This window comes from Kosakonia sp., assembly GCF_032052965.1.
Lineage (GTDB): Bacteria > Pseudomonadota > Gammaproteobacteria > Enterobacterales > Enterobacteriaceae > Kosakonia.
Window position 1 is genome coordinate 1 of the sequence record NZ_DAMBVN010000029.1, and the last position, 23,238, is coordinate 23,238.

Here is a 23,238-nt window from a genome sequence, read left to right on the forward strand (position 1 = left end):
ATATTACGCTTTCCTCTTTCAGAGTCAACCCTGATTTTCAGGATTTTTTCTCTTCAACCGAACCGGCTGTTTGTGTGAAGTGATTCACATCCGCCGTGTCGATGGAGGCGCATTATAGGGAGTTCTCGGCCCCCCGCAATAGAAAAATGACATAAAAATGACTGACTGCTGCATTCCACAGCAAAACCCGCCCTTATACCTATTTACACACAGACTTATCCACAATACGGCAAAAGGCTAAAAATTCGCGAGCGTTGCGCAAACGTTTTCGTTACAATGCCCGCGCAAAAATAACGCGTTCCAGAAGAGGTGTTAGATGAGTTTTCGGATCCTTTAGGATCATAAAATTCACCTAACGCTCTCTGTTCAAGTCAAATCCAGGGGATTTACCATGCAACAACGTCGTCCAGTCCGCCGCGCTTTGCTCAGTGTTTCTGACAAAGCGGGTATTGTCGAATTCGCACAGGCGCTCTCTCAGCGTGGCGTAGAACTGCTATCTACAGGCGGAACCGCGCGTCTGCTGGCAGATAAAGGCCTGCCAGTGACCGAAGTTTCCGACTACACCGGTTTTCCGGAAATGATGGATGGACGCGTTAAGACGCTGCACCCGAAAGTACATGGCGGGATCCTTGGTCGTCGTGATCAGGACGAGGCGATCATGGCTGAGCACGCGATCAAACCTATCGATATGGTCGTTGTTAACCTGTACCCGTTCGCACAGACCGTTGCCCGCGAAGGTTGCTCGCTGGAAGATGCCGTTGAGAATATTGATATTGGCGGCCCGACAATGGTGCGCTCCGCCGCGAAGAACCATAAAGATGTAGCGATCGTTGTGAAGAGCAGCGACTACGACGCCATTATTAATGAGATGGATGCGAACGATGGCTCACTGCTGCTCGCCACGCGTTTCGATCTGGCGATCAAAGCATTTGAACATACTGCCGCTTACGACAGCATGATCGCCAACTATTTTGGTAGCCTGGTACCGGCTTATCACGGCGAAAGCAAAGAACCTGCCGGCCGCTTCCCGCGCACGCTGAACCTGAACTTCATTAAAAAGCAGGATATGCGTTACGGCGAGAACAGCCACCAACAAGCCGCCTTCTATATAGAAGAAGAGATCAAAGAGGCATCCGTTGCTACCGCGCAGCAATTGCAGGGCAAAGCGCTCTCTTATAACAATATTGCCGACACCGATGCCGCGCTGGAATGCGTCAAAACATTCAGCGAAGCGGCATGCGTCATTGTAAAACACGCCAACCCGTGCGGCGTGGCAGTGGGTAACTCTATTCTGGATGCGTACGATCGTGCGTATAAAACCGACCCGACCTCGGCTTTCGGCGGCATTATCGCGTTTAACCGCGAACTGGATGCCCAAACTGCGCAGGCAATTATCTCCCGTCAGTTTGTTGAAGTGATCATTGCGCCATCCGCCACGGAAGAAGCATTAAAGATCACGGCAGCGAAACAGAATGTCCGCGTTCTGGTCTGTGGCCAATGGGAAAAACCTGTTGCCAGCCTTGATTTCAAACGCGTAAATGGCGGTTTACTGGTTCAGGATCGCGACCTGGGTATGGTCACCGAAAACGAACTGCGCGTCGTCACTCAACGCCAGCCTACTGCGCAGGAGCTGCGTGATGCGCTGTTCTGCTGGAAAGTAGCGAAGTTCGTGAAATCCAACGCCATTGTCTACGCAAAAGAGAACATGACTATCGGTATTGGCGCAGGCCAGATGAGCCGCGTCTACTCTGCAAAAATCGCCGGGATCAAAGCCGGTGACGAAGGGCTGGAAGTGAAAGGCTCTGCGATGGCGTCTGACGCCTTCTTCCCGTTCCGTGACGGTATTGACGCTGCGGCAGAGGTAGGTGTGACCTGCGTGATCCAGCCGGGTGGCTCTATCCGCGATGACGAAGTGATTGCCGCCGCTGATGAACATGGCATTGCGATGATCTTCACCGACATGCGCCACTTCCGCCATTAATCCACGGAGCAGACAATGAAAGTATTAGTGATCGGTAACGGCGGGCGCGAACACGCGCTGGCCTGGAAAGCAGCACAGTCGCCATTGGTTGATACCGTTTTCGTGGCACCGGGCAACGCAGGCACGGCGCTGGAGCCTACACTGCAAAATGTGCAGATTGCCGCAACGGATATTGCTGCCCTGTTGAGCTTTGCACAGAACGAAAAAATCGATTTAACCATCGTTGGTCCGGAAGCGCCGCTGGTCATTGGCGTCGTCGACGCATTCCGTGCAGCGGGACTGAAGATCTTTGGTCCAACGCAAGGCGCAGCCCAGCTTGAAGGCTCGAAAGCCTTTACCAAAGACTTCCTGGCGCGCCATAAGATCCCAACGGCGGAATATCAAAACTTTACCGATATCGAACCGGCGCTGGCTTACCTGCGGGAAAAAGGCGCGCCGATCGTGATAAAAGCCGACGGCCTGGCTGCGGGTAAAGGCGTTATTGTTGCCATGACGTTAGAAGAAGCAGAAGCCGCCGTCCACGATATGCTGGCAGGCAACGCCTTTGGCGACGCGGGCCACCGCATTGTGATTGAAGAGTTCCTGGATGGCGAAGAAGCCAGTTTCATCGTGATGGTTGACGGTGAGCATGTCCTGCCGATGGCGACCAGCCAGGATCACAAACGCGTGGGCAATGGCGACACCGGCCCGAATACCGGCGGCATGGGCGCTTACTCCCCTGCTCCGGTCGTGACCGATGAGGTTCACCAGCGCACTATGGAGCGCGTAATATGGCCGACCGTGCGCGGCATGGCGGCAGAAGGCAATACCTATACCGGCTTCCTGTATGCCGGTCTGATGATCGATAAACAAGGCAATCCAAAGGTTATCGAATTCAACTGCCGCTTTGGCGATCCGGAAACCCAGCCGATCATGTTGCGTATGCAATCAGACCTGGTGGAACTGTGTCTGGCGGCCTGTGAAGGCAAGCTGGATGAAAAGACCTCCGAGTGGGATCCGCGCGCTTCACTGGGTGTGGTCATGGCCGCTGGCGGCTATCCTGGCGATTACCGCACTGGTGACGAGATCCACGGTCTGCCGCTGGAAGAAGTCGCCGACGGCAAAGTGTTCCATGCGGGGACGAAACTCTCTGCTGACGATCGGGTATTGACCCAGGGTGGACGTGTTCTGTGCGTCACGGCGTTAGGTCATACCGTTGCCGAAGCACAACAGCGCGCATATGCATTAATGACTGATATTCAGTGGGATGACTGCTTTAGCCGCCAGGATATTGGTTACCGCGCGATTGCCCGCGAACAGGGCAAGTAAAAAGGTATTACATGTTGCCGGGTAGCAGGACAGTTACCCGGCCAACACGTTTCGCAGAACGTTTCAGCAGAGCACCACCAGGCGATATCAAAAACTCTTCTCTGTCGGTTGCCAGCGGCAGAAATCCTCATTAGCTACCAGCAAAATCTGTGCGCCTTCGGGTGCTTCCAGCCACGCCACGCTTACCGCCACCTTAGAATGGTTCTGACGTCGCTCAATACGTTCCAGCGCGTAGCTATCCAGCGCCGGCTTCACCGTTTGCCCTTCACAGGTTTGTATGGTGCGATTCGCCTGCCAGCGTCCCTGACGCAGCACCACCCGCCCCAGCCGCAGCGCATCGCTGGTCTGACGAATTTGCTCAGCACGGTAGCGGTATAACGCGACCTGATCGCCGGAGAGTTGCTGTTTCTGGCCGCCCACATCGCGTTGCATAAAGCTCAGCTCGCCGCGGTCATCAAAACGGGCGCGGATATGCTCAGGGGGGGTACCGTAGACCGTGAGTTCGACGAGGGTCAACGCATCGCCTTGCCAGCGATACTCGCCCAGAGTGGTATTCCCGCGATGCCATGGGCTAAAAGCGGAAAGCAGATGCGTCTCTCCACCCGAATCTTTACGCCAGATACGCACCGCGCCTTGATCGCTGGCAAAACCGCTGGCGGTAAAGGGAGGGAGTGATGAATCATGGCTACAGCCCGCCAGCAACAGCATACCGGCCAGCGTTAACGGGCGACGCCAGAATGACAAAAGGGGCGAAACCGCCCCTTCGACAAAACTGTTCACTGCCACGCTGTCTTACTTAACAGAGTCTTTCAGTGCCTTACCAGAAACAAATGCCGGCACGTTAGCTGCGGCGATTTTGATTTCTTTACCGGTCTGCGGGTTGCGGCCAGTACGCTCAGCGCGGTGGTTCACTTTGAAGGTACCGAAACCAACCAGTTGTACAGCATCACCTTCTTTCAGAGACTCAGTAATAGCAGCCAGGGTGGATTCCAGTGCAGCTTTCGCCTGCGCTTTAGACAGATCAGCCTTGTCTGCAATTACATCAATCAGTTGAGTCTTGTTCATAAGTTATCCTTTCAATGTGTTTATCGCTTGCTAAGCATCGAGTGCGACGGAAATGCCTCAAAAGCACTCTCCTGCATACACGCACCGATAGCCACTTATTTTCGCCCCCCAAATGTAGACCAGACGGGGGTGTGATGGGAAGCCTTCAGGCATGACAAAACAGGCGTTAAATCACGTTTTGTTGTCTCATTGCTGCAAATTTATACCGATATTGCTGTCGCCAGCCTCACGCAGGTCTGCGCGCAGCCCTTTAATCAGCTCAATATCGCGTTCTTCGCAGTCAGCCAAAAGGCGGAAAATCTCCCACTGGATATCCCATTCCTGCTCTACCGCGGGGTTTAACTTCAACTCTTCGTCGCTCATTTCACGACCCGCTTGCGTCATTTCGAGCATCGCTACGGTGGTAATTGAGGCCTTACTCACTTCAATAGCATGTTCGAGCGTTTCGCCACTCAAACGCGAATGAATCAACTCACTGAGCGCCACACAGGCATCAATTGCCGGGTAGACGCCATACAGATCATAATCGTCAGCCGCAGGGATCGCTTCTTCCAGTTTCTCGAGCTGGCTATCGAAATTCACTTTGGCATCTTTCACCACTTGCGTTTCCCACACCAGGTCGAGAATACGCCGGTAAAGCTGAGCATCGCCAAACTCCGTCTGCTGACAGAACATTGCGTAATTAGGATACATGCGCTCGCACAGGCAGGCCATAAAAACAACGTGCTGCCAGCTTTCCAGCTTTTCCAGACGCAGGTGAATTGGGTTTTGTAACATGATCGCTTCTCAAAGTCGGTAATACGCGGCAGTTTACCTGATATCGTGCTGAATTGCCTGCCAACGCGTAAAAGCCGGACGACCAGATGCCACCGCGTCCGCCCAGCGTGTCGGCTCCGGCAGCCGGTAGCCTTTGATGCAACGCTGCACCCATGCAAGCGCGCTATCCTGGCTGACGCGGTGCCCGGTCGTCACAAACAAGGGATTACACCGCGCTTTACTGCGCCAGACCCATGCCAGCTTCTCGCCTTTGTCCATTAGCGGTGCGAGTGCGCCGGGCGTGTCGGCAAGCGGCTCAAATTTACCGCACAGGCGCTTTTTCGCCACGCCGATAGTGGGAACATCCACCAGCAGACCAAAGTGACTGGCAACGCCAAGGCGGCGTGGATGAGAGATGCCGTGCCCATCAACAAACAGCAAGTCCGGCTTTTGCGACAACTGTTCCCAGGCCGCCAGCAGAGCCGGGTATTCACGGAAAGAGAGGAAACCGGGGATATAAGGCATGGTGGTGGCTATCCTTGCCACCTGGTACTCAATCAGTTCCAGCGACGGATAAGAGAGCAGCACCATCGCCGCTCGCGTCACTTCGCCGCCCTGTTCGAAACCCACATCTGCTCCACCGATCACCGTCGGCGGATCCTTATCCAGGCGATCCTCATGGATCACTGATGAAGCCAGTTCACGTTGCTGAGCGCGTAAAGACGCGAGATCCATAATCCTCTCCTTACTGATGCCAGGAGGCCGACAGACGGTGCACCGCCTCGACAAAGACTCCTGCATGTTCCGGCGGAACATCCTGATGGATGCCGTGACCGAGGTTAAACACATGGCCTTCGCCCTTGCCAAAGCCTGCGAGAATAGTCGCTACTTCTTCTTCGATACGTGCCGGCGACGCATACAGCATGGACGGATCCATGTTGCCCTGCAGCGCGACTTTATCGCCTACACGGCGACGCGCATCGGCGATATCCGTTGTCCAGTCCAGACCGAGTGCATCACACCCCGTCTCTGCCATCGCTTCCAGCCACTGACCACCACCTTTGGTGAACAGTGTTACCGGTACACGGCGGCCTTCGTTTTCACGCAACAGGCCATCGACGATTTTATGCATGTAGTAGAGCGAGAACTGCTGATAGTCACGCCCGGTGAGCACCCCGCCCCAGGTATCGAAAATCATCACCGACTGCGCGCCCGCGCGGATCTGCGCATTCAAATACTGCGTGACGCTCTGCGCCAGCTTATCCAGCAGCAGATGCAGCGTTTGCGGTTCGGCGTACATCATCTTTTTGATAACGGTAAAAGCTTTGCTGCTGCCGCCTTCCACCATATATGTGGCCAGTGTCCACGGGCTGCCGGAGAAACCAATCAGCGGCACCTCCCCTTTCAGCTCGCGACGAATCGTCCGCACCGCATTCATAACATAGCCCAGTTCATTCTCCGGGTCCGGCACTGGCAGTTTATCCACATCCGACTTGCAGGTGATGGGCGAGGTAAAACGCGGCCCTTCCCCCGCTTCAAAATAGAGCCCAAGGCCCATGGCGTCCGGTATGGTCAGGATGTCCGAGAAGAGGATCGCCGCATCCAGTTTATAGCGGCGCAGAGGCTGTAACGTCACTTCACACGCCAGCTCAGCATTTTTGCACAGCGACATAAAGTCGCCGGCTTGCGCGCGCGTCGCTTTATATTCCGGCAAATAGCGGCCCGCCTGGCGCATCATCCATACCGGCGTCATGTCTACTGGCTGGCGCTGAAGCGCGCGCAGGTAACGATCGTTTTTCAGTTCGGTCATTGTCAGTTCCTTAAGCGTCAGGCCGCCAGTATATACACCTTACTCGTACTCTGCCCGACACATCGCCACCGTGTCTTCGATCAGTCGGCGTGCAACGGTACCCGGCGGTGGCAACAAAGGAAGACTGTCGTAGCGATACCAGCCCGCATCCAACAGCTCTTTTGGGTCAATATTGATTTCGCCGCTGTCATATTCCGCCATAAACGCGGTCATCAGCGATTGTGGGAACGGCCATGGCTGGGAGGTTACGTAGCGCAGGTTTTTCACTTTGATGCCGCTCTCCTCCATCACTTCCCGCGCAACGGCCTGCTCCAGGGTTTCCCCCACCTCAACAAACCCGGCAAGTACGGTGTAGATCCCGTTACGATGGCGCGTATGCTGCGCCAACAGAAGGGTGTCATCACGTCGAATGGCAACAATAATGCACGGCGCGATCTGCGGATAATAACGTTCGCGGCAGTGATCGCAGAGCATGGCCCACTCTGTTTTGCTCGGGTGCATAGTGTGCCCGCAGTAACCGCAGAACTGATGAGAACGGTAGAACTCTGCCAGTTGCACACCACGCCCGGCCAGCTGGAACAACCCGGCATCCTGATCGATCACCTGACGTACAGAGCCCATATCCTGACGTCGATTCTGGCGGATCATCCATACCGTTTCGCCTTGCCATTCACCAATCTGCAGAGCGCGCTGCCCCACAAGATCGAAATTTCCTGCCTGCCCATGTGGTAATTCTCCACCGGGCAACCATAATTTTTGTTCATGGCTCACGATCCACCAGCCATGATCACATGCTTCAATAACACGAACCATTCGAGTACTACCTTAGCTTCACTGGCATTTTGTTAACATTATTATTACATTCGGATGAGCACTTTTTCACTGACATATTGCGGAGTCAATTATGCTAAACCAGTTAGAAAGCCTGACAGAGCGCGTTGGAGGAAGTAACACACTTGTCGACCATTGGCTACTTGTACGTAAGCAACTTCTCGTCTCTTACTACAATCTGGTTGGCATTAAGCCTGGCAAAGGATCGTACATGCAGCTGAACGAAAAAGCGCTGGACGATTTTTGTCACAATCTGGTGGAGTATCTCTCCGCAGGCCACTTCAGTATTTATGAACGCGTCATTAGCGAAATGGAAGGGAATAGCCCACTTTTAGTCGCTACCCAACTTTACCCTTTGCTGGAAGCGAACACCGTCGAAATCATGGATTATTATGATTCCAGCCTCGAAAATGCCATCGACGACGACAACTGCCTTGAATTCCAGCAAGCGCTTTCTGGCATCGGCGAGGCGCTTGCCGCTCGCTTTACGCTGGAAGACAAACTGATTGAGCTGGCCTTTGATTACGACCTCAATGAGAGCGCCAATGACGAAAGCGGCATGGCGCGTCCGGCTTGAATTCTTAAAAAGTAACGCGTAGTTTAAAAAGCAGTTCCCCGTCTGAGGACGGGGTTTTTCTTGTCGGAGTGCCTATCTCTCCACAACATGATTCGCCATGCCGCGAAGCGGCGCGAAAGATGAAGTGGAAAAGGCTGAGACCGTTAATTCGGGATCCGCGGAACCTGATCAGGTTAAAACCTGCGAAGGGAACAAGAGTAATCCATTCACATCAGCCACCCTTACGGGCGGTTTGCTGCCATTACTCCATCCGTCGTCTGACAAGCCATCTCCTTACTGTCTGGAATGAGCTATGTCTGCAAAACTTACACGCCGTGAACAACGCGCCCAGGCGCAACACTTTATCGACACGCTGGAAGGCACCGCGTTCCCCAACTCGCAACGCATTTATATCACCGGTTCCCAGCCGGATATTCGCGTGCCGATGCGCGAAATCCAGCTCAGCCCAACGCTGACTGGCGGCACGAAAGAACAACCACAGTTTGAAGAGAACGAAGCGGTACCGGTTTACGACACTTCCGGCCCGTATGGTGATCCGGCGATCGCCATCGATGTGCAGCAAGGCCTGGCGAAGCTACGCGCACCGTGGATAGCCGCGCGTGATGACAGCGAAACGCTCGACGCACGCAGTTCGGCCTATACCAACGCACGTCTGGCAGATGAAGGGCTTGATGAGCTGCGCTTCAGCGGGCTACTGACCCCACGCCGCGCCAAAAAAGGCCAGTGTGTGACTCAGTTGCACTATGCGCGCCAGGGGATCGTTACCCCGGAGATGGAATTTATTGCCATCCGCGAAAATATGGGGCGCGAACGCATTCGCAGTGAAGTGCTGCGCAGGCAGCATCCTGGTGAAGGTTTTGGTGCCCGCCTGCCAGACAATATCACGGCGGAATTTGTGCGCGACGAAGTTGCCGCAGGCCGCGCGATTATTCCTGCCAACATCAACCACCCGGAATCGGAACCGATGATCATCGGGCGCAACTTCCTGGTAAAAGTGAATGCCAATATCGGTAATTCAGCCGTTACTTCATCCATCGAAGAAGAGGTGGAAAAACTGGTGTGGTCGACCCGCTGGGGCGCAGACACGGTGATGGATCTGTCCACTGGCCGCTATATCCATGAAACCCGCGAATGGATCCTGCGCAACAGCCCGGTGCCAATCGGTACCGTACCGATCTATCAGGCGCTGGAAAAGGTCAATGGGATCGCCGAAGATCTGACCTGGCCGGCCTTCCGCGATACGCTGCTCGAACAGGCTGAACAAGGAGTGGACTATTTCACGATCCACGCAGGCGTCCTGTTACGTTATGTGCCGATGACCGCGCAACGCCTGACTGGCATTGTTTCACGCGGCGGATCGATTATGGCCAAGTGGTGCCTCTCCCACCATCAGGAGAATTTTCTCTATACCCACTTCCGCGAGATTTGCGAAATCTGCGCCGCCTATGACGTCTCGCTGTCACTCGGCGACGGGCTGCGCCCCGGCTCGATTCAGGATGCTAACGATGAAGCCCAGTTTGCCGAACTGCATACGCTGGGTGAGTTGACCAAAATCGCCTGGGAGTATGACGTACAGGTGATGATTGAAGGCCCGGGCCATGTTCCGATGCAGATGATCCGCCGCAACATGACCGAAGAGCTGGAACACTGCCACGAAGCACCGTTCTACACGCTGGGGCCATTGACCACCGATATAGCCCCAGGTTACGACCACTTCACTTCTGGCATTGGCGCCGCCATGATTGGCTGGTTTGGCTGCGCCATGCTCTGTTACGTCACGCCAAAAGAGCACCTCGGTCTGCCAAATAAAGAGGATGTGAAACAAGGGCTGATCACCTACAAAATTGCTGCCCATGCGGCCGATCTGGCAAAAGGCCACCCTGGCGCGCAAATCCGCGACAATGCCATGTCAAAAGCGCGCTTTGAGTTCCGCTGGGAAGACCAGTTCAACCTCGCGTTGGATCCGTTTACCGCCCGTGCTTACCATGATGAAACCCTGCCGCAGGAGTCCGGCAAAATTGCCCATTTCTGCTCCATGTGCGGCCCTAAATTCTGCTCCATGAAAATCTCTCAGGAAGTGCGCGATTACGCGGCAGCGCAGGCTATCGAAGTCGGAATGCATGATAAGTCGGCGGACTTTCGCGCCCGCGGCGGTGAAATCTACCTGAAGAAGGAGGAAGCCTGATGTACCAACCCGACTTTCCTCCGGTACCGTTCCGTCTCGGTCTCTACCCGGTGGTGAACAGCGTGGAGTGGATCGCACGGCTGCTGGAGGCTGGCGTACGTACGCTGCAATTACGCATCAAAGATCAGCGCGACGAAGAAGTCGAAGACGATGTCATGGCCGCAATCGCGCTGGGACGTCGTTACCACGCGCGGCTGTTTATTAATGATTACTGGCGACTGGCGATTAAGCACAACGCCTATGGTGTGCACCTCGGGCAGGAGGATCTGGAAACCACCGATTTAAGCGCCATACGCGCTGCGGGTTTGCGCCTGGGTGTTTCAACCCATGACGATATGGAAATTGACGTAGCGCTGGCGGCACGGCCCTCTTATATCGCGCTCGGTCACGTTTTCCCTACGCAAACCAAACAGATGCCCTCGGCACCGCAGGGGCTTGAACAACTGGCACGCCACATTGCGCGACTGCAAGATTACCCCACAGTGGCAATTGGCGGCATCACGCTTTCGCGGGCGCAGGATGTGCTGGCAACCGGTGTTGGCAGCATCGCAGTGGTTAGCGCCATCACGCAAGCCAGCGACTGGCGGCAGGCCACTCATCAGTTACTGGAACTGGCGGGGGTCGGTGATGAATGATCGCGATTTTATGCGTTACAGCCGCCAGATCCTGCTGGAGGACATCGCTATTGCGGGCCAGCAGAAGCTGCTTGCCAGCCGGGTGCTGATTATCGGTCTTGGTGGTCTTGGCGCTCCAGCGGCCGTCTATCTTGCCGGCGCGGGCATCGGAACCCTGGTGCTGGCGGATGATGACGCCATACATTTGAGTAACCTGCAGCGGCAGATCCTCTTTACTACCGACGATATCAACCAGCCGAAAACCCAGGTTACCGCCCAGCGTTTACGGCAGCTCAACCCCGATATCGAACTCGTTGCGTTACAACAGCGTTTAGGGGGCGAAGCATTGCTCCAGCAGGTCGCGCAGGCCGATGTGGTACTCGACTGCAGTGACAATATGCTCACACGGCAGGCTATTAACGCCGCATGTGTGGCGCTCGAAACCCCGCTGGTAACCGCTAGCGCGGTGGGCTTTGGCGGCCAGTTAATGGTGCTGACGCCGCCGTGGCAACAAGGGTGTTACCGCTGCCTGTGGCCGGACGAAAGCGAACCGGAACGCAACTGCCGCACGGCGGGCATTGTTGGCCCGGTAGTCGGCATTATGGGCGCGATGCAGGCGCTGGAAACCATCAAACTGTTAAGTGGAATGAACACCACCAGCGGTGAGCTGCGGCTGTTTGATGCCCGCACCAATCTCTGGCGCACGCTGGCATTGCACCGCGCCAGTAACTGCCCGGTCTGTGGGGGGCAACATGCACATACGCTTCAATGATGAGCCGATGCACTGTGCTGCCGGGCTTACTGTCTCCGCGCTGCTTAACCAACTCAACCAGTTAAAACCAGGTGTCGCGTTGGCATTAAACGAACAGATCCTGCCGCGCGAGCAGTGGGAAGACCATCTCGTGCAGGACGGCGATCGCATCCTGCTATTTCAGGTTATTGCAGGGGGCTGAAATGTTACGAATTGCAGATAAATCATTTACTTCACGCTTATTTACCGGCACCGGGAAATTTGCCTCGCCAGAGGTTATGGTCGAAGCAATCCATGCCTCCGGCAGTGAACTGGTGACGCTGGCAATGAAGCGCGTCGATCTCCGTCAGCATAATGACGGCATTTTGCAGCCGCTACGCGAAGCGGGCGTCACCTTGCTACCTAACACATCCGGGGCAAAAAATGCCGAAGAGGCGATATTCGCCGCCCAGCTGGCGCGGGAAGCACTGGGAACATCCTGGTTAAAGCTGGAAATCCACCCGGATGCGCGTTGGCTGCTGCCCGATCCGATTGAGACACTGCGCGCCGCAGAAAAACTGGTGAGGATGGGCTTTGTCGTGCTGCCTTACTGTGGTGCCGATCCGGTCTTATGCAAACGGCTCGAAGAGGTGGGCTGCGCAGCCGTTATGCCGCTGGGTGCGCCGATTGGCTCAAACCAGGGGCTGGAAACCCGGGCGATGCTGGAGATCATCATTGAGCAGGCTCACGTGCCGGTGGTGGTCGATGCCGGGATCGGTGCGCCCAGCCATGCCGCGCAGGCACTGGAGATGGGTGCCGATGCCGTGCTGGTGAATACCGCCATTGCGGTGGCTGACTCCCCAGTCATGATGGCACGCGCTTTTCGTCTGGCCATAGAAGCCGGTGCGCTGGCGCGTGAAGCCGTACCGGGAGCCCGCCAGCGCCATGCCGCCGCTACCAGCCCGCTGACGGGTTTCCTGGAGGCTTCGTTATGATGACCTTTACTGACCACTGGCGGCAGTTGAACTGGGACGACATTCGCCTGCGCATCCACAGTAAAACGGCAGCGGATGTTGAACGGGCGCTTCATGCCAGGCAACCGACGCGTGACGATTTGATGGCCCTGCTCTCGCCTGCCGCCAGCGCCTTTCTTGAACCAATGGCACAACGAGCGCAGCAGATGACGCGTCAGCGTTTTGGCAATACGGTAAGCTTCTATGTGCCGCTCTACCTTTCTAACCTGTGCGCCAATGACTGTACCTACTGCGGGTTCTCAATGAGCAACCGGCTGAAACGCAAAACGCTGGATGAAAGCGAAATAGCCCGTGAGTGTGCGGCAATACGTGAACTGGGGTTCGAACACCTGTTGCTGGTCACGGGTGAACACCAGGGGAAAGTGGGCATGGACTATTTCCGCCGTCACTTCCCGGCAATTCGCCGCCAGTTTGCTTCGCTACAGATGGAAGTCCAGCCCCTTTCGCAAGATGAGTATGCCGAGCTAAAAACGCTCGGTCTGGATGGCGTCATGGTCTATCAGGAGACATACCATGAAAGTACCTATGCCCGACACCATTTGCGCGGCCATAAACAGGATTTCTTCTGGCGTTTAGAAACACCGGACAGGCTGGGGCGTGCGGGTATCGATAAGATTGGACTCGGCGCGTTAATTGGCCTTGCCGACAGCTGGCGGGTGGACTGTTTTATAGTGGCGGAACATCTGTTGTGGTTGCAGCAGCACTACTGGCAGAGCCGTTATTCTATTTCTTTCCCCCGGCTGCGCCCTTGTGCGGGCGGTATTACGCCTGCGTCGATCATGGATGAGCGCCAGCTAGTGCAGACCATTTGCGCCTTTCGTCTGTTTGCCCCGGATGTGGAGTTGTCATTATCGACCCGTGAATCGCCGCACTTTCGCGATCATGTCATTCCCCTTGCGATCAATAATGTCAGTGCGTTTTCCAAAACACAGCCCGGCGGCTATGCGGATGACCATCCTGAGCTGGAACAATTCGCGCCTCACGACAGCCGTCGGCCGCAGGAGGTAGCTAACGCTCTGTTGGCACGAGGATTACAACCGGTATGGAAAGACTGGGACATCTGGTTGGGAAGAACACCCAAAAAAAATAGCAACGGACTGATAATGAATTAAAATTTCTCGATGTCGCTCGGAAAACCAGGATCATGTTGTCGCGTACAGACAGCCGGATGCTGCATTATTTCATTGTCAGTTATCTTACTGACAGGAGTTAACCACGATGAACCCCTCACGCATCATTTAACTCCGACCCACTGGCTGGCGTAAAAAACCAGCCAGTTTTCATTTGCATCCCCCCGTTACAGCCATAGAGCACAATATTTAGTCATCGCGTCCTCTCCAGGGGTTATAATTTTACGCATAATAATTTCCGGCACGGCGACGAGTCGGCTGCCTGATAAAACGACTTCTTTTCTCCAGCCCTTATACTTTTACCTGTCACTACTATGATGAATGCTCAAGGATATGAAAATTCACAGCCGACAACTCTCGTTCACGATGCCGATACTGGTGAGCTTCGCCGGGATTTTCGTCAGTTTTATCGTGATCGCCCTTCTGGTTACCTTCGGCCAGCGCAAAGAAATGCTGGAGGAATATCATGATATTAACCGTAACTTCACCCATAACCTGGCCGTCAACTACACGCAGTTGATCCTGCGGGAAAATGACTACATCCTGAATCGGGCGGCTCTATTTTTCGCCCAGGGCGATCGCGTAGAGGAAACTGTCAACAGTGATCGTGAGGGCGGGTTGCGCTTACTGATGCAACTGCTGGCATTAATGCCCACTGTGTCATCCATTTCTCTGGCGGATTCACATGGCATGTATTTACGCGCCCCACAAGTGATTGCCAGCGACGTCAGCGATCGCTTCGATGCCAGCTCGCGGCCGTGGTTTGTTCATCAGGCTGAGGCCAGCATGTTTAACCACTACACCAGCATCTACACGGATTACTTTACTCACAACCCCACGGTGAGTATCTACAAGCCCGTGATTGCACTTGATGGCAAGCTGAAAGGGACGCTGGCTTTTCATCTCGACCTGGCATCAATGGGCTTTACGCTACGCAGTATGCAAGCCCCCATGCCGGGAGAATTTTTGGTGGTCGATCGTGAAGGTAAAGCGATGCTGCACCCGGACACAGGAGCGCTGTTTAAAACCTTCGTCAGCCCGCAGCTGTTGTCGTTAATGACCAGCGGCGAAGGCGCGTTCTACGATAAAAAAACGGCGTCCTGGTATTACTACTACTCCTTTACCAACCCGGACTGGTTTGCCGTTTACAAGGTTTCCGAACACACGCTGGATAATCATGTGCGTCATACCAGCCTGATCGTGGGTTGGGGATTTGGAACGGCAGCGGTCGTGCTTATCTTGTTTGCGCTTTATTTGCGTCATGCTGCCCGCACGGTGCTTATCAACATTATCAATGCCATCAACACAGGCGATGTTAAACAAGCGCCAAAACTGGAAGCCATGCTGAGCAAAGCAATAAAGAGCAATAAAGAGCGCGAGCAGTCCTGGGTACGGCAGGCCACCATGGATGCGCTAACGAACTGCAAAAACCGACGCGCCTTTGATGGCGATATTGCGACGTTAATGAACGATCATCAGCCATTTGCCCTGGCGTTAGTGGATATCGACAATTTCAAATCGATCAACGACACCTGGGGGCATTTAAACGGTGACATCGTGCTGCGTAACGTCGCGCGCGAAGGCATCCAGGTGATGCAGCCACACAGCATTTCGGTTTATCGCTATGGCGGTGAAGAGTTTGCGGTCATTTTCCCGGAGCAGCACATCGCTAATGCGCTGGCGCTGCTGGAACAGTGGCGCATAAACGTATCGAATCGCAGCTGGCGTGAAGAGGGCCTGGTCGTTACGTTCAGTGCAGGTTTAGGCGAATGGCATATGGAACCGCTCGACCAACTCGTCACCCACGTTGATGAAGCACTCTATAAAGCGAAGCAACAAGGGAAGAACCGGATCCTGCAGACAAGCGCCTGACAATGTCTGTGAAGTTGCACCAGTTGTAACCGGTTTCAGGAAAAGCGGGATTCTTTGTGATGCTATACACACAATCACTGTAAAGCGGTTGTTGGATCCGGCGCTGCCGGATCATTATCAATTATCCCATCAACACCGAGGCTGACTATGAAAAACATCGTTTTATGCTGTGCGGCGGGTATGTCCACCAGCATGTTGGTGCAACGCATGAAAGACGCAGCGCAGAAAAAAGGCGTCGAGGTTTCTATCAAGGCAGTACCTGTTGCGGAATTTAAAGACGAAATTGCAACGGCAGATATCGTGTTGCTGGGGCCGCAGGTGAAATACGAACAGGCAAAATTGCAGGCTCAGGCGGAACCGCTGGGTAAAAAGGTGGCGGTAATAGACATGATGGATTACGGCATGATGAAAGGTGATGTCGTACTGGAGAAGGCCCTTAAGCTACTGGAGTGAGCGCGTGGAAGATTTAGAAAGCATTATTATGGAATTGCTGGTTAACGCCGGGGCAGCACGTAGCCAGGCGCTGACCGCGCTGCAACTGGCACGCAAAAATGATTTCGCGGGTGCCGAACAAGCGATGGAAGAGTCGCGCGAGTACGTTAAAGCGGCGCATAAAATCCAGACTCAGCTGATCGGGCTGGATGAAGGCACCGGTAAACTGCCGGTCAATTTGATCACTGTCCATTCGCAGGATCATCTGATGAACGCCATGGTTATTCAGGATCTGGCTGGCGATTTAATCGAGCTTTACCGCCGGTTGCCTCCGCACGACTGATCATCTCTCTTCATGAAAATGCCCGCGCTGCGGGCTTTTTTGTTGCTGCCAGAAGTGGTGACGTGTTTTACGCATAAATTTATGGCACAACATAGCATTCTCTTTGACACCAGCCCTGACAGGTCATCTATGCCCGCCGTGCCGTTTCCTTTTTATACCTGCACTCTTCTGCTGATTTTGCTGCTCAGGGTCTGCCTGCAACGCGCGGCTGGCTACCGTAGCGCGGCCACATTTATTGGCGGCTGCGTACTGCTGGTTTTCATGGCTGCACTACGCTGGCAGTACGATGCCGTCCTCCTGCGTCAGCTCCAGTCGATTATTGCCATTGCGTTGCCGCCGTTGGCCTGGCGCTGCTTTGCCCGTCTGACCTTACAAAACAGGCAACGAAAATTCCCCCGCTATCTGATTGCTCCGCTTATCGCACTGGTACTTAACCTCGCCGCCCCGACGATGACGGATGTCATACTGATGCTGCTGTACATGGGTTATGGTGCTGCGTTGATCAGAACCGCACGACAAGGAGCCGATGCCTTTGTCTTCACCCGCCTGCAGGATGCCGGAGCCGCCTCGTTAATGACGTTTATTGCAGGCTGTTTTCTCTGCTTTTCCGGCCTGACGGATTTAGCCATCGCGATAGATTACGGTGTTTATCAGGGGCAACAAGCCCCGCAACTGGTGGCGCTATCACAGGCAGTGTTGCTGCCTTTTATCTGCGTCGCCATCGTCTACAGTGGGAAGAAAGTACCGTCTGTTGGTACCGTCATGGCAGAACCGGCAGAGGTAATTCGCCCTGCCGATGAAGATGCTGAACATCTCTGCCAGCGTATCGAAGCGCGCATTGATCATGAAAAGTGGTTCCTGCAAACCGATCTCACGCTTAATACACTGGCGAGAAAATTAGGGATCCCTGCCAGGCAAATCTCACAAGCTGTAAACCAGGCGCGCGGCTGCAACGTATCGCAATGGATCAATCGCTTTCGCATCCTGTATGCTCAGCGTTTACTGCTGGAGAGCACGGCGCCGGTCACCGATATCATGCTGGATGCCGGGTTTGCGACGAAATCCAATTTTAACCGTGAGTTCGCGCGTATTAGCGGGATGACGCCAACGGATTACCGGCGCGCGGCGGTTGGTATGCCAGCGCCTGATTAAGAAACTGGCTGATCTCCGCAAACAGATGTTGATGAATAGCGCTACGGCTGAGCGTACCGCCGTCTTCACAGACAACGCCATCGCCAGGCGTTTCTTGTTCAATCAGCGCTACCGCGCCAGGTTTACACATCTGCATAAAGCTAAAATGCGTCGCGCCGGCGACACGTCGATAGCGCTGGCGTTCAGCAGGAATATACTCAACCAGATAACCTGACTCCAGCCGGGCGGGGAGTGCGTCACTGTCTGCCTGCGCAGCCATAATCAGTACAGGCACCATTATCTGATGCAGACTCTCCGGACGGAATCCTCGCGCCAGACCGAGATCCAGCGAAACCACAGCCTTAATTCGCGGATCACGTGCATCCTCTGCCAGCTTTCTGGCGGCAAGAGGCTGATCGATCCCCAGCGTCGCGGTCAGTTTACAACCCGACAGCTGCGCATGTTGCTGGCAATCCGTCATAAAGCGCTGTGCATCGAAGCGGGCTCCGGCCAGTTCCAACACCGTCCAGCCACCGAGCGAATGTCCAGTCGCCGCAATACGCTGGCGATCTACCTGTCCGGCAAGCTCGGGGTTGCCGATTACTTTATCCAGTACGTGCTGAAGATCCTGCGGGCGTAGCCATAATTGCTGTGCATCCTGCGGATGTTGGTTACGCGTGGTTGTGCCTGGATGATCAACCGCCGCTACAATATATCCTTGCAAAGCCATCTGTTGCGCCAGCCAGTTAAGGTTACGCCAGTTGCCGCCATAACCGTGGGAAATCAGCAGTAAAGGATGATCGCCAGGCGCGGGTTTTGCCTCGCGTAGCGCCTGCGTGCCACGAAATACAATATTGTCCCCTATCGTTTGCGGCGCACCACGTTCCAGGGTGGGATACCAGAGCGCGACATCCAACGGCCGGGGACTATCTTCATTAATACGCAACTGACGGAAAGCGGTTTCGCCCCAGACGGTGCAGCTCATCAGAACAGTAAATAACAGAACGAAAAGAAGTGACATATTTGAGTACCAGGTTAATTAACGCAGGCCTATTCTGGTCTCATATGCCGACAGGACGCGTCCTGAAACGCGATCGAGGACGTTTTTGACGGTGATTTGATGGGGGACTGATAAAGTGCAGCCATAAAAAAACCCGCCGAAGCGGGTTTTTAAAGTGCGAGACAGTTACTCGTTGTCTGAGCCGCCCAGACCTGCGTTCAGCAGTTCTGCCAGGCTCGCGGTCGCATCTTCCGCAGTGACCTGCGGTGCTGCCGGCAGTTCGCCAGCTGCGCGACGACGCATACGATCCTGGTGGTACGCATAACCGGTACCGGCCGGGATCAGACGACCCACGATAACGTTCTCTTTCAGACCGCGCAGTTCGTCGCGTTTGCCCGCAACCGCTGCTTCGGTAAGCACACGAGTCGTCTCCTGGAACGATGCCGCGGAGATGAAGGACTCGGTAGCCAGAGACGCTTTGGTGATACCCAGCAGATCGCGCGCATAAGTTGCACCGATTTTGCCGTTCGCTTCCAGATCGCGGTTAGCAATCTTAACGCGAGAGTATTCAACCTGCTCACCTTCGAGGAACTCGGAGCTGCCCGCGTTCACGATGGTGGCTTTGCGCAGCATCTGACGAACGATAACTTCGATGTGCTTATCGTTGATCTTAACGCCCTGCAGACGGTAAACGTCCTGTACTTCGTTGGTGATATAACGCGTTACCGCGTGTACGCCACGAAGACGCAGAATGTCGTGCGGCGCTTCCGGACCGTCGGAAACTACGTCACCACGTTCTACACGTTCACCTTCAAACACGTTGAGCTGACGCCATTTCGGGATCATCTCTTCGTACGGATCGCTACCGTCAACCGGCGTGATCACCAGACGGCGTTTACCTTTGGTTTCTTTACCGAAGGAAATGATACCGCTGATTTCAGCCAGGATTGCCGGCTCTTTCGGACGACGTGCTTCGAACAGATCCGCAACGCGCGGCAGACCACCGGTAATATCCTTGGTACCGCCGGATTCCTGCGGAATACGCGCCAGGGTGTCACCAGAGCTGATCTGAACGCCATCTTCCAGCTGAACGATCGCTTTACCCGGCAGGAAGTACTGGGCAGGCATATCGGTGCCCGGGATCAGTACATCATTGCCATTGGCGTCAACGATTTTCAGCGCCGGACGCAGGTCTTTACCGCCAGAGGTACGCTCTGCGGAGTCCAGCACCACCAGCGAAGACAGACCGGTCAGTTCGTCGGTCTGACGAGTAATGGTCTGGCCGTCGATCATGTCAGTGAAGCGAATGAAACCCGCCACTTCAGTGATAACCGGCATGGTATGCGGATCCCAGTTTGCTACGGTTTCGCCGCCAGCAACCTGCTCACCATCACCTTTCGCCATTACCGCACCGTAAGGCACTTTATAGCTTTCTTTGGTACGACCGAATTCGTCGATCAATTTCAGCTCAGTGTTACGGGAGGTGACAACCAGTTTACCGCTGGAGTTCACAACCGACTTCGCATTGCTCAGACGGATGCTACCTTTGTTTTTCACCTGGATGCTGGATTCAGCAGCCGCACGAGATGCCGCACCACCGATGTGGAACGTACGCATCGTCAGCTGAGTACCCGGCTCACCGATGGACTGTGCCGCGATAACGCCGATGGCTTCACCTTTGTTGATGATGTGACCACGCGCCAGGTCACGACCGTAGCAGTGAGCACATACACCAAAGTCGGTGTCACAAGATACAACGGAACGCACTTTAACAGAGTCGACAGAGTTCGCTTCCAGCAGGTCACACCATTGCTCGTGCAGCAGCGTGTTACGCGGAACCAGAATATCTGCGGTACCCGGTTTCAGAATGTCTTCAGCAGTCACACGACCCAGAACGCGATCGCGCAGCGGCTCTTTAACATCGCCACCTTCGATAACCGGCGTCATGGTGATCCCTTCAAGGGTGCCACAATCGTCTTCGGTTACTACCAGGTCCTGCGCAACGTCTACCAGACGACGCGTCAGGTAACCGGAGTTCGCTGTTTTCAGTGCGGTATCCGCCAGACCTTTACGCGCACCGTGAGTAGAAATGAAGTACTGGAGTACGTTCAGACCTTCACGGAAGTTCGCGGTGATCGGCGTTTCGATGATGGAGCCATCCGGCTTCGCCATCAGACCACGCATACCCGCAAGCTGACGAATCTGGGCTGCAGAACCACGCGCACCGGAGTCGGCCATCATGTAGATGCTGTTAAAGGAAACCTGCTGCTCTTCAACGCCGTCACGGTTAATCACGGTTTCAGTCTGCAGGTTATCCATCATCGCTTTGGATACGCGATCGTTCGCTGCAGCCCAAATATCGATAACTTTGTTATAGCGTTCGCCAGCGGTTACCAGACCAGACTGGAACTGCTCCTGGATCTCAGCAACTTCCGCTTCCGCTTCGCTGATGATCTCGTGTTTTTTCGCCGGGATGACCATGTCATCGATACCAACAGATGCACCTGAACGCGCTGCATAAGCAAAGCCGGTGTACATGGTCTGGTCAGCAAAAATAACGGTCGGTTTCAGGCCCAGAATGCGGTAACAGGTGTTCAGCATTTTGGAGATCGCTTTCTTGCCCAGCGCCTGGTTGACGATGGAGAAAGGCAGACCTTTCGGCACGATCATCCACAGAATCGCACGGCCAACGGTCGTGTCTTTCAGGCTGGTTTTCGCAACGAATTCGCCATTTGCATCTTTTTCGTATTCAGTGATACGCACTTTAACGCGCGCATGCAGAGAGGCCAGGCCAGCGCGATAGATGCGCTCAGCTTCTTTCGGGCCAGTCAGCACCATGCCTTCGCCTTTGGCGTTAACACAGTCACGGGTCATGTAGTACAGACCCAGTACAACGTCCTGAGACGGAACGATGATAGGCTCGCCGTTCGCCGGAGACAGAATGTTGTTAGTAGACATCATCAGCGCACGCGCTTCGAGCTGGGCTTCCAGCGTCAGCGGTACGTGAACAGCCATCTGGTCACCATCGAAGTCGGCGTTATAGGCCGCACAAACCAGCGGGTGCAGCTGGATAGCTTTACCTTCGATCAGTACCGGTTCAAATGCCTGGATACCCAGACGGTGCAGTGTTGGTGCACGGTTCAGCAGTACCGGGTGTTCGCGGATCACTTCGTCCAGGATATCCCAAACGACAGCTTCTTCACGCTCAACCATTTTCTTCGCAGCTTTGATGGTGGTGGCCAGGCCACGCAGTTCCAGCTTGCCGTAAATGAACGGTTTGAACAGTTCCAGCGCCATTTTCTTCGGCAGACCGCACTGATGCAGACGCAGGTATGGACCTACGGTGATGACAGAACGGCCTGAGTAGTCAACACGCTTACCGAGCAGGTTCTGACGGAAACGACCCTGTTTACCTTTGATCATATCGGCCAAAGATTTCAGCGGACGCTTGTTAGAACCGGTGATCGCACGACCGCGACGGCCGTTATCCAGCAGGGCGTCAACCGCTTCCTGCAGCATACGTTTTTCGTTGCGTACGATGATGTCCGGCGCCGCCAGATCCAACAGACGTTTCAGACGGTTGTTACGGTTGATCACGCGACGATACAGATCGTTCAGATCCGACGTTGCGAAACGACCACCATCCAGCGGAACCAGCGGACGCAGATCCGGCGGCAGCACTGGCAGAACGGTCAGGATCATCCACTCCGGTTTGTTACCAGACTGTACGAACGCTTCCAGCAGTTTGATACGCTTGGTCAGCTTCTTACGTTTGGTTTCGGAGTTGGTTTCGTTCAGCTCTTCACGAAGTTGTTCGCATTCCTGCTCCAGATCCATGCTTTTCAGCAGGGCCTGAATAGCTTCGGCGCCCATTTTCGCGTCGAATTCGTCACCGAACTCTTCCAGCGCGTCCAGGTATTGTTCTTCGGTCAGGATCTGGTTACGTTCCAGATTGGTCATACCGCCTTCGATAACCACATAGGATTCGAAGTACAGAACACGTTCGATATCGCGCAGCGGCATATCCAGCAGCAGGCCGATACGGGACGGCAGAGATTTCAGGAACCAAATGTGGGCGGTAGGAGACGCCAGCTCAATGTGGCCCATGCGCTCACGACGCACTTTAGTCTGGGTCACTTCAACGCCGCACTTCTCGCAAATCACACCACGGTGTTTCAGGCGCTTGTACTTACCGCACAGGCACTCGTAGTCTTTTACTGGCCCGAAAATACGCGCACAGAAAAGGCCGTCACGCTCAGGCTTGAACGTACGGTAGTTGATGGTTTCCGGCTTCTTAACTTCACCAAAAGACCATGAACGGATCATGTCTGGCGAGGCCAGAGCAATTTTGATCGCATCAAACTCTTCGGTTTTAGTTTGCGCTTTCAGAAACTTTAATAAGTCTTTCACGGATTTGCTCCCGTCGGAGTTAGCACATT

The 23,238-nt window shown here is 54.7% G+C and carries 21 protein-coding genes and 1 riboswitch; of the genes, 13 read left to right on the plus strand and 8 right to left on the minus strand.

The window, feature by feature from the left end; genetic code table 11:
• Nucleotides 1-391: 391 nt before the first annotated feature.
• Both purH and purD read left to right on the plus strand, forming a co-directional pair.
• A complete protein-coding gene (gene purH, locus RTX30_RS21820) occupies nt 392-1,981 on the plus strand; it encodes a bifunctional phosphoribosylaminoimidazolecarboxamide formyltransferase/IMP cyclohydrolase (RefSeq protein ID WP_312692811.1) in 1,590 nt (529 codons plus the stop codon).
• Between the two features lie 15 nt (nt 1,982-1,996).
• Complete coding sequence (purD, locus tag RTX30_RS21825; RefSeq protein WP_312692812.1) at nt 1,997-3,289, plus strand: phosphoribosylamine--glycine ligase; 1,293 nt, start codon at nt 1,997-1,999, stop codon at nt 3,287-3,289.
• Nucleotides 3,290-3,376: 87 nt separating this feature from the next.
• Here the strand turns inward: purD and RTX30_RS21830 are convergent, their stop codons facing one another.
• The 6 genes from RTX30_RS21830 to nudC form a co-directional block, all read right to left on the minus strand.
• Nucleotides 3,377-4,069 carry a DUF1481 domain-containing protein gene (locus tag RTX30_RS21830; RefSeq protein ID WP_312692859.1) on the minus strand — a complete coding sequence of 231 codons (693 nt, stop codon included), beginning with the start codon at nt 4,067-4,069 and terminating at the stop codon, nt 3,377-3,379.
• Between the two features lie 12 nt (nt 4,070-4,081).
• The gene (gene hupA / locus RTX30_RS21835; protein ID WP_035890328.1) at nt 4,082-4,354 is read right to left on the minus strand and encodes a nucleoid-associated protein HU-alpha; all 273 of its coding nucleotides are present in this window, start codon (nt 4,352-4,354) and stop codon (nt 4,082-4,084) included.
• A 186-nt stretch (nt 4,355-4,540) separates the two neighbouring features.
• Nucleotides 4,541-5,131, minus strand: coding sequence for a YjaG family protein (locus RTX30_RS21840; protein WP_312692816.1), 591 nt, complete (start codon nt 5,129-5,131; stop codon nt 4,541-4,543).
• Nucleotides 5,132-5,164: 33 nt separating this feature from the next.
• A complete protein-coding gene (gene nfi, locus RTX30_RS21845; RefSeq protein WP_312692818.1) occupies nt 5,165-5,845 on the minus strand; it encodes a deoxyribonuclease V in 681 nt (226 codons plus the stop codon).
• A 10-nt stretch (nt 5,846-5,855) separates the two neighbouring features.
• Nucleotides 5,856-6,920 carry a uroporphyrinogen decarboxylase gene (gene hemE / locus RTX30_RS21850; protein ID WP_312692820.1) on the minus strand — a complete coding sequence of 355 codons (1,065 nt, stop codon included), beginning with the start codon at nt 6,918-6,920 and terminating at the stop codon, nt 5,856-5,858.
• 39 nt (nt 6,921-6,959) lie between these two features.
• Nucleotides 6,960-7,733: an NAD(+) diphosphatase gene (nudC, locus tag RTX30_RS21855; RefSeq protein ID WP_312692822.1), complete on the minus strand. Its 774-nt coding sequence runs from the start codon at nt 7,731-7,733 to the stop codon at nt 6,960-6,962.
• Between the two features lie 91 nt (nt 7,734-7,824).
• Here nudC and rsd point away from each other — a divergent pair, with 91 nt between their 5' ends.
• The 11 genes from rsd to RTX30_RS21910 all read left to right on the plus strand — a co-directional run bounded on the left by rsd (nt 7,825) and on the right by RTX30_RS21910 (nt 17,820).
• Nucleotides 7,825-8,328, plus strand: a complete 504-nt coding sequence (rsd, locus tag RTX30_RS21860; protein WP_312692824.1) for a sigma D regulator — start codon at nt 7,825-7,827, stop codon at nt 8,326-8,328.
• Between the two features lie 54 nt (nt 8,329-8,382).
• Nucleotides 8,383-8,536, plus strand: a riboswitch (TPP riboswitch).
• Between the two features lie 84 nt (nt 8,537-8,620).
• On the plus strand, nt 8,621-10,513 hold the full coding sequence (gene thiC / locus RTX30_RS21865; protein WP_312692826.1) for a phosphomethylpyrimidine synthase ThiC: 1,893 nt from the start codon (nt 8,621-8,623) through the stop codon (nt 10,511-10,513).
• Nucleotides 10,513-11,148, plus strand: a complete 636-nt coding sequence (gene thiE / locus RTX30_RS21870) for a thiamine phosphate synthase (protein WP_312692828.1) — start codon at nt 10,513-10,515, stop codon at nt 11,146-11,148. The genes thiC and thiE overlap by 1 nt, the downstream gene beginning before the upstream one ends.
• Complete coding sequence (locus RTX30_RS21875; RefSeq protein ID WP_312692829.1) at nt 11,141-11,899, plus strand: HesA/MoeB/ThiF family protein; 759 nt, start codon at nt 11,141-11,143, stop codon at nt 11,897-11,899. Before thiE ends, RTX30_RS21875 begins: the two co-directional genes overlap by 8 nt.
• On the plus strand, nt 11,880-12,080 hold the full coding sequence (gene thiS / locus RTX30_RS21880) for a sulfur carrier protein ThiS (protein ID WP_312692831.1): 201 nt from the start codon (nt 11,880-11,882) through the stop codon (nt 12,078-12,080). Before RTX30_RS21875 ends, thiS begins: the two co-directional genes overlap by 20 nt.
• Before the next feature lies 1 nt (nt 12,081).
• Nucleotides 12,082-12,852 (plus strand): thiazole synthase, encoded by a 771-nt coding sequence (gene thiG / locus RTX30_RS21885; RefSeq protein ID WP_312692833.1) that lies wholly within the window; start codon nt 12,082-12,084, stop codon nt 12,850-12,852.
• A complete protein-coding gene (thiH, locus tag RTX30_RS21890) occupies nt 12,849-14,003 on the plus strand; it encodes a 2-iminoacetate synthase ThiH (RefSeq protein ID WP_312692835.1) in 1,155 nt (384 codons plus the stop codon). Before thiG ends, thiH begins: the two co-directional genes overlap by 4 nt.
• A 351-nt stretch (nt 14,004-14,354) precedes the next feature.
• A complete protein-coding gene (locus RTX30_RS21895) occupies nt 14,355-15,893 on the plus strand; it encodes a diguanylate cyclase domain-containing protein (RefSeq protein ID WP_312692837.1) in 1,539 nt (512 codons plus the stop codon).
• A 147-nt stretch (nt 15,894-16,040) separates the two neighbouring features.
• Entirely contained in the window at nt 16,041-16,346 is a 306-nt protein-coding gene (locus RTX30_RS21900; RefSeq protein ID WP_035890299.1) for a PTS sugar transporter subunit IIB, read from the plus strand.
• A 4-nt stretch (nt 16,347-16,350) separates the two neighbouring features.
• Complete coding sequence (locus RTX30_RS21905) at nt 16,351-16,668, plus strand: PTS lactose/cellobiose transporter subunit IIA (RefSeq protein WP_312692839.1); 318 nt, start codon at nt 16,351-16,353, stop codon at nt 16,666-16,668.
• Nucleotides 16,669-16,680: 12 nt separating this feature from the next.
• Complete coding sequence (locus RTX30_RS21910; protein ID WP_312692842.1) at nt 16,681-17,820, plus strand: AraC family transcriptional regulator; 1,140 nt, start codon at nt 16,681-16,683, stop codon at nt 17,818-17,820.
• Here the strand turns inward: RTX30_RS21910 and RTX30_RS21915 are convergent.
• Both RTX30_RS21915 and rpoC read right to left on the minus strand, forming a co-directional pair.
• The gene (locus tag RTX30_RS21915; protein WP_409429841.1) at nt 17,759-18,820 is read right to left on the minus strand and encodes an alpha/beta hydrolase family protein; all 1,062 of its coding nucleotides are present in this window, start codon (nt 18,818-18,820) and stop codon (nt 17,759-17,761) included. The two genes, RTX30_RS21910 and RTX30_RS21915, sit on opposite strands and share 62 nt — an antisense overlap.
• Nucleotides 18,821-18,985: 165 nt before the next feature.
• Nucleotides 18,986-23,209, minus strand: a complete 4,224-nt coding sequence (rpoC, locus tag RTX30_RS21920; protein WP_312692844.1) for a DNA-directed RNA polymerase subunit beta' — start codon at nt 23,207-23,209, stop codon at nt 18,986-18,988.
• Nucleotides 23,210-23,238: the final 29 nt, after the last annotated feature.